This is a genomic window from Acidaminobacter sp. JC074 (assembly GCF_022496765.1).
GTDB lineage: Bacteria > Bacillota > Clostridia > Peptostreptococcales > Acidaminobacteraceae > JABXKX01.
This window is the reverse complement of sequence record NZ_VANV01000006.1, coordinates 136256-152117: the sequence shown is the minus strand read 5'-3', so window position 1 is coordinate 152117 and position 15862 is coordinate 136256. Positions and strand designations below refer to the sequence as shown.

The 15862-nt window shown below is 35.7% G+C and carries 2 protein-coding genes; one reads left to right on the top strand and one right to left on the bottom strand.

Annotation, left to right across the window (positions count from 1 at the left end):
• Positions 1-226 precede the first annotated feature (226 nt).
• On the top strand, positions 227-1027 hold the full coding sequence (locus EZV73_RS07995) for a DUF3825 domain-containing protein (protein ID WP_240839734.1): 801 nt from the start codon (positions 227-229) through the stop codon (positions 1025-1027).
• Positions 1028-1050: 23 nt separating this feature from the next.
• Here EZV73_RS07995 and EZV73_RS07990 read toward each other — a convergent pair whose 3' ends face one another.
• On the bottom strand, positions 1051-15795 hold the full coding sequence (locus EZV73_RS07990) for an S-layer homology domain-containing protein (RefSeq protein ID WP_240839733.1): 14745 nt from the start codon (positions 15793-15795) through the stop codon (positions 1051-1053).
• Positions 15796-15862 lie beyond the last annotated feature (67 nt).

The window sequence follows — 15862 nt, the reverse complement described above, 5'->3', positions numbered from 1 at the left end:
TTCATTGTAAAACATAGGGTTTGTTGTTGTTTGGTTGATTTGAGTATGATAAAGGGATTGATATGATCTAAGTACATGGTACAAGATAAATGTGTCAAAATTATGTCCTAATTATGTTATTTTATGGCGATGTCGTTTTTTGTCGTATATTCAACAAATCGGTATTGCCAATTATTACAATTTAACATATACTGTAATTAGATTTATATTTTGAAAGGAGTTACTAATGATTGAAGCAACCTATACACCAGAATTTAAACTACTAAAAGACGCCTATCTGGGGTCTAGAACCTCTTTGCAATCTAAACTAGACTATCTTGCTAACATGGCCCAAGAAGAGACTTGGGACTATAAAGGCACTTATGAAAAGCAAATACTTTATAATTATCTTTGCTATTCATACGACAGACTCGTTCAAGAGGACAAAATTGAAATCTCAGAGGATGGTCAACACATGTGTTTTAACACCGGACTACTGACCCATAACGGATCAGATATCTACGCCTTATTTGACCTAAATAAAAATGACTTTGCTCATGAAGACCAGAAATGGTACCTTTACGGCTTTAAAAAGAAAACTGACAGAGAAATGCAAGAATTTAGACACTTCCCAGATATAGCAGATTATTTCACACAGCCGGAAGATTTTATTTATAACAGAAATATGCCACTTGCAATAGATTACGACCACATCATAGATGATAACTATGAAAGATTTCAAGAAATCGGCCTCGACGACAAATATATGATTCAAGGTCTTTTAGAAAATGCGGTCAAACGTATCTTAGAAAAAGTAAAGAGAAACTACAAGCTTGCTATTCCACAGTTCTATACGGACAAGCAAACTGGCGAATCTAAAATACAGCTTCTAATGCCTTTATATATGCAGAAAAGAAACAAGGCTGACCTAGCACTTGTAGTTGATAAGGATAATTACAAATACATAGGAAAAACCATTCTTCCTATCCAGTGGGCTTATGCTAACTCAAGAAGAATAGTCAAGCCAGATGTAGATTGGCTAAAGTAAAACGGACCCGAAGGTCCGTTATTTTACTTGATATAGTCAAGAGCTTTTAATAAGTTGTAAATCATTGCTGCCGCTTCAGCACGAGTTGCATTATCTGCAGGTGCAAACTTGTTGCTACCCTTACCAGAAATAATACCATATTTATGTGCATTCGCTACAGACTTACTTGCCCATGAGCTAATGTCTTTGCTGTCATCAAATGTAGCACTTACTGCTGCTAGGTTCTTTTCATCAACAAGCTTGTATGCATTCATCACCATGACAGCCATTTGCTCTCTAGTGATTAAATCATTTGGCTTAGCTTGATTGTTATAACCTGACATAATGTTATTTGATGCTGCAATAAGAATCATCTCTTCATACCACTTACCTTGAATATCTGTAAATGTTTTATTAGAATCTTCCATAAACAAGTTCAGTGATTTAACAACCATCGTTGCAAATTCTGCTCTTGTTATTTCGTTAGCTGGTCTAAACTCTACATTGCCTGCATAGCCAGAAATAACACCACGTGATGCCAGTGTATCAACGGCATTCTTAGCCCAACCATAACCACTCAAATCATCAAAGGTTCTTGATCTTTCCATAACTGCATACTTAGAGAAGTGGTTGGTCTTAAAGATAACCATATGGTTAACTGTATCCACTCTACCACCGAGTACAACCCACTTGCCTTTTTCCTCATCATAATATGAAGCTACAAGCTTGTTAGGTTTTTCTACTTGCTCTGGATCATATGGAATACTAATTTCGATCTTACCCTTGAATGTTTCACTTGCTGTAAACTCATATACTTTTGAAACAACAGCAACTTGAAGTCTCTTATCATCAGGTTCAGGCGTTGTTTCGGTTTCAATCTCCTCTACTGAGAACTCAGTACCTTCTGGTACTTCTACCTTATTCATATCGAAAACAATACCTGTATCTTCAAATGCAAGTTCTTTGACTTCAACAGTAAATTTCATTACTTCAGCCTTTTCAGTTGGCTTAGTAGTTTTAGTGTTACTTGGAGGAACATATCCACCAGAACCAGAACTCGAATCATCGTCATCTTTTGGTTCATCACCAGTATTTGGATTCTGTACAACGTTAACTGTAAAGTCAATTGATTCAACAGTTTCGTTACCAGCTGCGTCTGTTGCTGTTACAACTAGTGTATAGTCTCCATTTGTCGTAACCTTATAACCTGACGCTATTGGATTACCATCAAGTGTTGCAGTTACAGGATCAGATGAAGAGAATGTGATTGTCGGATGAGCTGAATAAGTTTTATCATCCTCTACACCACTTACATTAATTGTTGGTGCATCTTTATCAATTGTAAATGTTAAAGTCTTATTGGATGCACTTGCGCCATTGATTGCATTAACTTCTACTCTGTATGTACCAGAGTCTTCAGCATCAAAGTTATAAACTCTGATTGTGTTGTCATCAGCATCTAACTGATCTGTAGGTGTAATAGATGTAACTCTTACATCATTCTTATAAATCTTAATTTCTGTATCAGCATCTTCAGGTGTTACTTTTATTTCAACAGACTGAGTACGATTAGAGTTATTTTCCACATCACCAAATGTAATTGATGGTGCAGATTGATCAACTGTGAAGTCTATACTAACTCTTGTTACATTATCATGCTCATCATAACCGTCTACTGTAAGCGTGTAGTCATCCTTAGAGCCATTCGGAACATCATAGTCTACATCAACATCCGTAAATGTTTTATCAACAGATGTAGATGTTAAAGTCGCCACATAATGATCTAAGCCTGTACCATTGATTTCAGTAAAGATCTTACCTCCTAGTACATCACCATCTCCAATACTTGAAATAACGACCTCTGGGCCTGTTGTGTCTAGTACAACTGTAAAGTCTTTTGTTATCTCATTGCCGACTTGATCTTCAGCAATAATCTTAATATTGTTTGAACCTTCAACCAATGTAATTGAAGTATCTACATTTTCACTGTCAAAGACTACATCATTAATGGTCGCTTGCTTGAAGTATGTTTCTGTTACTTCTACGCTGATATCTAAGTTAGCATCAGTCACTGTCAATGCATCAGTATCACCTTTTGTCTTACTTACTGAACCTGATTTGTATGTGCCTGTAATAGTAGCTGTTGCAAAGACAGGTGCAGAAGAGTCTCTCTTAATACTGAAAGTTTGAACTGGCGACTCTTTACTTGCCAAGTCTACTGCCTTAAACTTAAAGGTATTCTCAGCTTCATCATCTGTTAACGGTAGATCAAAAGTAACGCTACCCGCTGAATTTTTAACTTTAGACTCGATTTCAGTCCTGCCATCCGCCTTATAAAGAGTTATTGTCGCTGCTTCTGAAACTGTAGCAGTCACTGTATAAGTAGCTGCTGTTGTATACTCAACTTCATTTTCAACTGAAATTGTTAACTCTGGTGGTGTTGTATCTTCAATTGCTGCATAACCAGAGAAGTGTTTTAAAATACCAACAATATGTCCTGCTTCAACCAGTGTTCTAGTTTGACCGACATCATCAGCATCATAGACTGTAATAATCTTTTCGCCACCAGCAACGTCTGCATTGATATTAAACTCTACATACTTTTCACCGTCATTGAAGTTATAGTATGAATCACCATCTGCTGCACTGTTGTCTAGTGGTAACCATGTCCCAGTTGATTCTTGGTAATAGTTAAGCTTTGTATTTTCTGGATAACCAAGTCCTACATAGACGTCAACTACAACACCATTATTACCAACTGTAACGCCTTCATCAAGTTCGAAGTCGATTGCTTCACCAACGAAGCCCATGTCTGTACCTGCATCCACTTCAAATGTTCTAACAACCATCTGACTTGAATCAGAGAACGAACCTGAGTTCATGGTAATGCCTTCTGAAAGTTCTTGCTCTGATGTTTCAGCTGCAACAGTTACGAATGATAATCTACCTACACCTGTATTTCCAGCTTCATCTTCACCTGAAATATACAAGAAGTGTTCGCCATCATCTGTAATCGCTTCTAGAACTTCTGACATATCTTCAAGATTAATTGCTACTGGTGCATTACCATCTAACATGTATGTTGCATTATAAACTTTTTCATCACTTGTGATAACAATTTTGTCATCACTTTCTCTTAATGTTACATCAATAACTGGTGCTTCAACGTCTAATTTCAAGGTTGTTACTAGAGGTGTTACCGTTACATTACCAGCTAAATCTGTTGCCTTAAGTGTTAATACATTATCACCAGGTCTTAGACTGATGTCTATACCTGCAATATAATCACTTGTTGCCCCATTAAATAGTAATTCTTCACCACGCATTATTGTTATTTTGCCTGGTTCAGCAAAACCACTGATTGGGAATAATTCTAAGTTTGTTACATCTTTATCTTCAAAGTTCACTGTCGGTGCTGCAGGCTCAACTGGATCCCACTTAAATGTTAAGCTAGTAACATCTGATTCATTACCGGCTTTGTCTACACCCTTGAAGTAAACTGTGTGTGATTCACCATCTTTAAACTCAGCATTGTTTAGAGCTGTATCTAAGTTAGTGATTGCCTCATCTACATTAGCTTGACTGAAGCCATAGAAGATTGATGAACCATCATTTGTAATGACTGTATCTATAACATCATCTGTGATATAACCATTGTTGATTGTGTTGTTAAATCTTACATTAAATACTGGATCAACATTGTCGATGATGAGTGTTTCTTGAGAAACATCACTTACCTTGTTATTTGCAGCGTCTTTAATCACTGCATTAACAGCTACTGTACCATTAAAATCACCTGGTACTTGTAAGTTAGCCTCTAAAGTATATATATTATTTGTGTTTGACACCTTAAATGGTGTACCTACTACTAAGTTTCCTAAATCTACTGTTCCAGAGACTTCTTTAGCGTCAGCTACCTGATAAGTAACTTTCACTAAGTCGCCACCTTTAACAAAGTCTACTGCTTGGCCATTCACTGTTACACTCTTGCTATTGATAACAGGATTCGCCTTGTCAATATTGTCAACGGTTGCAGTTACAGAACTTGTATTACCAGCTAGGTCACTAAAGTTAAATGTATAATTACCATTTGTTTTGAAAGTATGGTATCTTGGACCATCATTTGCAATCTCGTATGCTTCACCATTCTTAACGATTAAGGTTGCAATAACATCACTACTTGTAGCGGCTTTAGTTGAATAAACAACTTCACCTACAGGAGGTAGCGTATCTATGTTACTAACAACAAGTTCAGCAAGATCAGATCTATTACCAGCTTCATCAACTGCTATCGCATAAATAGTCGTATTTTGATCCACTGTAATCTGTGATGAGTAAACAGACAGTTTAGTCAGTTCTACTGCATCTTTATCAAATGTTTGACCTATTTGATAATAAATCGTACCTTCACCTTGAACTGTGATACCAAGCGTTTGATTCGTTGGTTCAGTCGTTGTAGGTGTTAGAACTGGTGTGTTTGGCGCAGTAGCATCATAGTTATCTACGACCAACGAAACCAATTCTGAAGGTAAACTATCATTATCCATTTGAGAATATGCATAAATCACCTTGTTTGCAGTAAGTTCAATAGCATCTGAATAATCACTCCATGTGATTGCATTAATATCAGTAAGACCAGCTACATCTAAAACTGCATACTTCTTGATACTAGCACCATCAGGATATGTCACTTCTACCGTGATTGTTTTATTTGTCGGAACAGTAATATTTTGAGTCATATATGGATTGTCTGTATCAGGTTGTTCAAATGTCACTACATAAGTTTCTGTAGATACATTGTTCGAAGCATCTGAACCTGTAAGTACAAGTGTATTTTCACCTACATTTAATGTAACTGAGTAAACATCATTTGTACCCGTTAGAGTTTGTCCATCATGAGTCACTGTCCAACTTGTAACAGCATCATTGTCTTCAGCACTTGCGGCAAATTCAAATGCTGATTTATTGACTGTTTTATCTTCTAAATCTGTCGTAATCATAGGTTTTACTGTATCAACAACAGATACATTTCTTATAAGTTCTGTTGCTACATTGCCAGCAGCATCACTTACATTGTACTTGATTGTATAATCACCAACAGCACCTAAGTTAACGCCATCAGTAACACTTACACTTAAGTTTGTATCTAAATCATCATATGCAACTACGCCAGGATCTTTATAAACACCCTTAAGCATAACTGTCGCATGTCCGCCATTCATGATCATAACTGGTGCATGCACATCAATCTTTAAATTAAATGACTGTACATATTCATTCAGTCCAAAATCAACTCTATTGCCAGCTTGATCATATGCCCAAACTTTCACTTTATTAGTATCGGATGATACATTAGGTAAAGTGATTGTATGGATAAATGGTGTGTCTTTTAATGCATCTGCAACAACAACATCTTCATCATTAAATCTGGTATAAACTTTTAAATTTTCATTGTTATCAGTAAGTGTTAATTCTAAAGTAACAACATTACCAGAAACGATATAGTCATTGTCGTCGTATTCTTTACCATCAACTTTAATAACTGGGTCATCTGACGCAGTAGGCGCTTCCTTGTCAATCCAATCAACTGTAATCGGATCGCCAGAAGTTTCATTACCTGCATCATCTACTGCTTTAATATTTACAGTAGCATTGGCATCTAAGTAAATCGAACCAGGATAATCAGTCCAGCTACCTGCATTAACTTGATACATAAGATTTTCTGTACCAGTCATTTGTAAGAATGTACCTTCATTTGTTAAATCCATCGAATCAGCTGCTATAGAAGGTTTCTCAGGTGCAATCTTATCAATATTGTCTACTGAATAAGTGTAAACCTTTGAATTAGTAGTCAAACCATCTATCTTAGCAACAAAGGTTACATCACCATTTTCATCAGCAGTTGAAACATTTGACGTTTGTCCGGCATTATTGGTATATACTTCACCATCAACACCAACGACTGTTGCTGTGACATCTACACTTTGATTCGTTAAGTCATCAGTTGAAGGCGTTAGTACCATTTCATGGTTAACAACTTTTATAACTGACTGTGCTGTATTGCCTGATTCGTCTGTAATCTTAGCAAGGATGAAGTTGTCTCCAGAAAGCATTGGAACAACATATTTACCATCTGCAAGATTCACAACAGAACCATTTGCAACAACTTCTATAGTTGGATCCTGATCGTATTCATCAGATCCAGTTACTTTGAATTCAACATTTGTACCAATCACATTTTCTGTTTCAGAAAGCGCGTTGCCGCTTGTATCAGTAATAGAAATTATAGGATCTACATCATCAATAACTTTAACTATACGTGTTTGAGTTGATACATTACCTGCAGCATCTGTAGCCGTGTACTTGTAAATATAGTCTCCTAGCTTAGAGGTATCTACTGTGTTTTCGACACTTGGTACAATCCCCTCTTCTACAACTTTACCAGCGTCAGTATATACAGTGTTATACCTAATCTCTACTTGACGATCGCCAACAAGTGTTAGTAAAGGTTTTTCTTTATCAATATTATTTATTTCTTTTTCAACTACCTCAGATACAAACTGCATAGAGCCATTGTCATAAGCTGTCATAATCTTTACAGTTTGATTCTTTTTAATAGTAAGTGTGTTTGTGAACTCAACCCAATTTTCACCATCATCATAAAGTGTCTTGTAATTAGAATCACTTGTCGTAAAGTGCTTGTCCACAGTTACGATAACATCTTCATTTGTCAAACTATCTGTAGAGACAGATACTGTTGGATCAGTTAACTTAAGTCCATTCATGCCATCTCTTAAATCATAAAGTACATTTAACTTGTCAAGATTAGATGTTTCATCGTTTATAGCATTTGCTGCATCACGTGCATCTTCGAATGTAGTCTTGCTATCGACTGTAAAGCCATCAGTACCTATATTATTTGCCTCAGTCTTTAAATGTTCAAGTGTTCCTTGAGCATTTGTCATTTCCAAATCAGGACCTGTTACATTCTCAGAACCTACTATTACTTCATAATAATCTATTGATGCAATTTCCATTTGAACATCATAAGCGATTAATGAATATGTGCCTTGAGGTAAGTTAAAGCTGTAGTTACCATCTTGTTCTGCTTTTGACATATATGAAATGCCTTGGCCATCTGTAGATGTCGCTTCAACAAAGTACGTTCTTGTATTTACAGGTGTATTGTCTGAATGGAATATAGTACCTGTAACATTTGGCGTCTTTAGGTTCTTCGTTATATACTTATCAGTTAATGAAGATTCACCGTTTGCATCTATTGTAAATGCTATTGCCTCTGGCATTGCATAAGTTGCATTTGACCACGGAATTAATCTCATAATATAGTCACCTGGTTCTAGCATAAAGTATGCATCATGACCATTGATGGATTCACCATGGAAGAAATCAACACTCTTACCTGTGTCTGTTCTTAATAATGATGCAACCTGCAAATCACCAACGTCAGAGCCATCAGGCATTAATACTTTTGCAGCAATTTGTAATGGTCTTTCCTTAACTACAAGTGTTATCTCTGTTTGAACTTGACCATCTACTTTTACCAGACCATTCTCAGCTTCTATAGTAATTTTCTTAGTTGAAATAAAAGCTGTTTCTAAATCATCATTATTCATAATGAGCATGTCATAAGAACCATTATCAAAGTGGCTGAATATCACATCACTATTAACGATCGAGTACTCAAAGTGAAGTGGATTCCATCTTGCGTGAGCAAATAGGTGTCCTTCATAAGGTGTTTGTCCATCTTCCTGTACCAGCTTGATTGTAAGAACCTTAACATCATCAATGTTTCTGAATTTCAAATCTTTTTCAACTTTGCTATCACTGATTGTAACTGTCGTTGGAACAGAGCCAGTATATCTCAACTCATGATAAGCACCATCAGCCCTTAAAGTCACTTCATAATCACCAGCTTGTAAACCACCAGCTCTATAGTAGTGCTTTCCGTCTACTTCATAAGAATCAGCTTCAAACTCGTCACCATCTGAATTCTTTAGAATAACTCTATAATCACCGTGTTCTACAGAAGAACCATCTGGTGCAAGTACTTCACCACCAATTTGTGTCTTATTCATAGTAATATTAGTGGTATCACCGACTAATTGTCCACCTGAGATTTCATACTCAGCATTTGTTACTACAACGTCATGTCTACCATAGTAAGGTTTCAAACTTACTCTATATTTACCATCGACTGTTGGCAGTTTAATATTGTTGTTTTCGTCAAAGAATATTGATCCATCCCACTTATCATCTTCATTTTCTATGATACGATCAACAGAACCGAATGCTTGACTGATCGAAGAACCATCAGCATTATGAGCTGTACCTACAACAAGAGCTTCTCGAGTGTTCATGGTTATAGGACCTTGAATAGGATTACCTTCTAGGTTAACAACTACGCCACTTTCAACTTTATACTCAAATCTTTCTGAGTAAACTTCATCACCTGTTCTTGGCGCCATAACACTGGTATACGTTCCATCTTTAGAATCTTCATAAATTGTTACGATATCTTCCATGCGAGTCAACTTAAGTTCTGCATCATCAGATTCATATGATGTCATAGCATAATAATTGCTAATTGGATTATTGTTCGAATCCTTGACATTAATTTTAAATATTGGCGCTGAATAAGCTAAATAGTAATCACCTCTATCAGTTTGATATTGATGTACATCATTGTTATCTAATGCTTGTTCTATATTGAAATAGAAGCCATAGTATCCACTTTCTTTTGCATCATCGAAAGGAACAATAATTTCAATACCACCACATAAGTCGGTATGTGTTTTGATTTCATAGTTAGAATCACCTATTAGCTCATCTTGTCCCTTATCATTTTTGATTTTGAAAGATTTGAGCTGATCTACTTTTAGCATACTGTTATAAAGTTTTATGTGATTTCCATCATCTAGCGTTTCTACTTTTATAAGCACATCATGGATTTGATCACTTGTATAAACTCTATTTCTACCATCTGACTGTAATCTAGCACCGTCTATAACCATGTAATCTACATTGTCATAGGTGTAAGACATATAATAATCTCTGAACCTAGATTCTAGAACAGTCGCAGTCACAGTACCTAACTCTTGATTATCTTTATCAAACAGCTTTACCTGAATGTCATTACCATCGGCATTGGCTAAATGAATATGAGTATAATGTTTACCACCTGCATAACCAAGGTATTCAGAACCATCTAAAATCAGTTCATCTGTTAACTCAAATGGCACATTGATAGTTTCATTATTGTAAGTAACAAGTAACTCATAGTTGCCATTACCTAACTTTGTATCAATCATCATCTTACCTTTTAAACGAATTGGACCATTGTAATTAAATGCATCTACAAATTCGAAATCACTAGGTTCGATAATATCATTACCATTTTTGATTTTTACTGTATAATCGTCAGTATTTGTACTTGCTGTACCTTCTAAAACAACATCATAGTAGATTCTGTCATCTTGACTAGAAAGTACTTTAGCATAGTTTGTAACCAATCCAAATGGTACATCACTTATGTTTCTAAACTGAAGATCTTCTTCAATTAAATTCTGTCCCAATGATACAGATTTTGTCAGTGATGATCCATATCCCTTCTCAGTAAAATAGCTTCGAGGTATAAGAGTCACTGTATAAGTATCTGCATCTAACCCACCTGCAAAATAGTGGACAATGTCGTAACCTAATGATTCATCATACATATGATGTGTATCTACATGATAAGATATACCTTTACTATCTCTTAATGTTATGTACAAATCGTCTTGCTTAAGCGGTTCGCCATTAGGGTCTCTTAAAATACCTGCTAAATTTAGCGTTTGTAATTGTAAATTTCTCGCTTGATCCAAACCGTTTTCATCTACCGTATAATAATCAATATCTCTAAAGCTTGAATACTTGTCATTCGACTCAAGTTTAAGCTCATACTCACCATGTTCATTTGGTAAGTAAAACTTACCATCTTCTCTAACTTCGAAGTTGGCAACCCAGTCATATTGTCCATCTAATGGCTTATAGTGAATATTCACATAAGCATTCTTAGCAATGTTACCGTCAATACCAAGCATTTGACCCGCTTCAACACCTGGTCTTGATTTAACTACTATATTTTCTGCAAGTGGCGTATTTGATTCATCTCGCTCACATGCTTTCCCACCAATAATTCTAAACTTGAGAGTTTCACTAAACGCTTCATCACCTGTTCTAGGTGCAATTGTAAATGCGTAATCTCCATCACTAGTGTCAGCATTAATTATAATCTCATCATCTGTTACAGAATAAGAGATATCCGCTCCTTCAGATTGATTAGAAAATGCGACATCATAGTCCTTTAGCATTGTATCTGAGGCATCAGTTACTTTGAACACATAATACGGCGCAGTAAAGTTAAGAGGATAATCTCCTGATGACCATGAGTCATTGTTTACTACCCATTTTATTCTATACTTGCCGTTTTCAAATTCATTGCCAAATGGTAATACAAACTGAATATAATCTACAAAACTATCTGTTTCATTAGTAGCTGTTACCTTATCTAATATCTGTACATATTCAGCATTGCCTTCATTGCTCTTAATCTTTAGCTCGTCTATATCATTGACACTCAAGTTGTCATTATACAAACGAATTACATTGCCATGAGCTGTATTTTGTACTGTAAGAATTGGATCAATACCTTCACCAACATGAATTTTATTGGCTTCTTCATCCATTAGCAAACAGTCATTTAACTCAACATATTCTGCATCGCCGTTAAACTTTATTTTCATTAAGTACTCATGGTTGTGACCTTCTCTGAACTCAAATGTACTTCCATCACCAATGTCGTTGCCTTCTGAATCAAAGACATCAACATTCATCTCTTTATAGTTGGAAATATATACTTTGAAGTAATAATATGTGACAGGTTGACCATCCTCTTCAACAGTCTCACTACCAACATAATTATTCCCTTCTATAACCGAAAGATCAGTAACCACTACATCAACACTATCACTACCATCATTATTGGTTATTTCAAGTGTATAATTGCCTGGTTCAACTAATGTACCATTTAGTCTAATTTCACCCTTAGCTCTAATACCCGTCTCATAATCATGAATATCGAACCAATGGAAATCATGATCGATTGTGTCAGCAGTAAAGATTATCGCCCCACTATCGTTCTTAATTTTTATTGTATAGTTTGCAGGATCTTTATCGTCAGTTGCTGCAAGAACCATATCAAATCTAAAGTGATCATTGTTTGAAGCAACAATTTCAACTTTGTTTTCTATAATAGTTGTCTCTACATCTCCTGCATTTCTAAAGCGTAAGTTTTGATTGACTCTTGATGTTAACACCTCTACCTGATATTCTTCAGATAATGCATAACCTTCATCAATCGTTCCATTTTTGGGATAAAGTCGAATTGTCAAAATCTTGTTTTCAACATGAGCAAGCTTATAGTAAGCATTACCATTACTGTTATAATGACCTACATCATAATGTTTCCCATTTTCATCTTTCACTACAATCTCATAGTCATTGTAATTTAAAACATCTCCATTCGGTCTTTCAATGAAACCAAAGATCATACATTTTTCCATAATAAGATCTGCTTGTGTAAAAGCATTGTTTACAACTTCATAAATATGATAGCCATTAACAGCAGTCATTGAATACTCATCCAATTCTACTTCGTAAGTGCCATTAATTGGATTTCCATTTATATCCGCTGGCAAATAGAAAGAACCATCAGCTCTTACTGCTGCATTACCAATCCAACTATGGTCATCGCCATTTATCAGATGATACCTTACTTCTGCATCTTCATTCAGCACTCTACCAGTATAATCTTTTGCTGTACCAGCAAGAACACCTTTCTGAATTACAAGATCTTGTGCGGACGTAATATCATTACCATCAATGTACTTAACCTTTTTATCATCTCCATCCATGTAAATTTCAAACTTGAATAATTCACTCAATGAATTAGTACCTTCTTTGGCTGATGCCATCAAAGCATAGGTTCCTAGGCCAGACGTCTTACTTACAAAAATCTGGTTGCCACTATCATATGTTTCCAAATTATCACCAGTCATGTGACTTCTAGAATACCTGTAACGATCTACTGATTCACCATCAGTATCAACAACATTTAGTACTAGTAGTGGCGACTCAAAGTTAAGGTAAAAATATCCATGTTCCCAACTGTCATTACCTATTTCCCATCTAAATTTGTAATCTGCATTTGCAAATGAATCATCATAAGGAATATCAAACTGGATATAATCAACGAAGCTATCAGTCATTTTAGACTCAGTTGCAGCATCTATAACACTAACAAACTGTGCGTTTTCTTCGTTTGTTCTGATAAGTAAATCAGTAATATCTCCTTCATTTAAATTATCACTATAAAACTTGACTCTAATACCAGTAGCAATATTTTCTACTGTCATTAAAGCTTCTTTATATGTACTTAGCTTTACATCTTTAACAAATGGAGCTTTATACTCATAATTATCTATTAAAACATAATCCGGTTCTTCGGTAAACTTGATTTTCATAAGTCTTTCACGACTCATTCCTTCTACAAGCTCAAAGGTTTCACCAGAACCTACATCTGCATTGCCAATTTGGTGTGCAGTAACATTAGCATCTTGATAACCATCTGTATGAATTACGAAATAATGATATGTTATATCATTTCCATCTTCATTCTCTGTGCCACTACCAAGATAAAAATTGCCATTTAAGACCACTTGGTCAGTTACCTTGACATCTGTTTTAGTGACTTTACCATCATGTGTAATTTCTAGTTCGTAATCTTTTGGTGCAATAGCATTCTTATTGAGATTTATTTCACCTTTAAGCCTTAAGTTACCTTCTTTGATATAGGCTTCTCTCCAGTGATAATCACTCACATCTAAAACAACTGATGAATCATCCGTATCAAGAATTCTTAATGAGTAATTGCTCTCATCCTCATCAACTGTACCCTCAAGAGTTACATCAAAATAGAAATGATCATCATTTGTACGTAAGACCTGACACTCATTTATTAATATATTTAATGGAATATCACTTTTTAGTCTAAACTGTAAATCTTTTTGTACAGTATCGGCATCAATTGTTACCGATACAGGTAAAGAAGATGCATAAGTATTAGCAGTCTCACCTTGTGGCACTACATATATTGTGTAATCACCTTTTGGTAGATGACCAACTTTAAAGTAGTCTTGACTGTTACTGTTATAATGACCAACATCATAACCATTACCATTACTATCACGAATATCTACATAATAATCAACATTATTTAATGGGTCGCCATTTTCATCTTTGATATAACCATAGACATTACAATCTGGCATTATAAGATTCTTTGGTGTAAGATTACCACCTGAGATAATATAATCATCTTGCCAATTAATCACATCAAATGAGAAAACATCGGCTTCAACGTGGTAGTTTCCATCTATTCCACCGTCATTGTTTGCTGGTAAATAGAAAGTACCATCTGCACGAGGTTCAGCGTTTGCCAACCATGTTCTACCCTCATTTTCTTCTAAAAAGAATCGCAACTCTAAATTTGGGAGAACACTATTTGATGTATCTAAGACTTTCCCTGCTTCGATACCCTTTTGAATATGTATTGGATATGGGGTAGCCGGATCTAAAACAGTTTCACCTATTTTTGCAATAACATTTTCTCCGTTTTGTACCACACTAAATGCTTGCGTTGGACTAAAAGAGTCAGTTCCTGTCTTAGCTGCTGCCATTATTAAATACTCACCAACCACAGACGATCCTTTAATATAATAGATACCTTCTGAAAACTCATCATCATACGGTCCACCACTTAATGTGTGTCTAGAAATCCTATATGAAGAATATTCAGTACCAGTAGAGTCAAAAATTTCAAATGCAGCAATCGCACCTTCAGGTATCACTTCCTGTGTAACTATAGCTGTCGTTTGTACAATTTCTTCTTCAGTTTCTGCTTCTCCACTTACTGATTCTTCAGCTTCTGCTTCTCCACCTACTGATTCTTCAGCTTCTGCTTCTCCACCTACTGATTCTTCAGCTTCTGCTTCTCCACCTACTGATTCTTCAGCTTCTGCTTCTCCAMCTACTGATTCTTCAGCTTCTGCTTCTCCACCTACTGATTCTTCAGMTTCTGCTTCTCCACCTACTGATTCTTCAGCTTCTGCTTCTCCACCTACTGATTCTTCAGCTTCTGCTTCTCCAACTACTGATTCTTCAGATTCTGGTTCTCCACCTAATGGATCTTCAACTACTGGTTCTTCAGCTACTGGTTCTTCAACTACTGGTTCTTCAACTACTGGTTCTTCAACTACTGGTTCTTCAACTACTGGTTCTTCAACTACTGGTTCTTCTACAGCTTTTAATGTTAAATCAGCTGTAAAACCAGTTTGACCTGAACCTAACTCAACTACTACTTTTTCAGATGCATCATAGCCACTTGCATTAAGCGCAATGCTATAGGTTCCATCTGGAATCGTAGTTGTATTTGAAGTATCTAGAGTAATGGAAGATAGTCCTGTGACATCCACTCTATAGATACTTTCTGGATTAACAGTATCAGTTAATTCCAGTTCCAAATTTTCTAGACTACTAGCACTTTCTTTACTCGGTAACAAGAAGTTAAGTGTAACAGTACCGTTGTCTAGTGTTGCTGCAAAAGTAAAGTTAGGTAATATCATTACAAAAATCAATACCCACGCAACAACTCTTCTCAGCGCACTTTTCAAAATTTACCTCCTTATACAACTCTAACTATGTTAGAATATTCAATTTATTCCGCACATAGTTTCCACT

Coding starts and splice junctions, on each gene's coding strand:
- EZV73_RS07995 (WP_240839734.1), top strand. CDS start 227: ATGATTGAAGCAACCTATACACCAGAATTTAAACTACTAAAAGACGCC.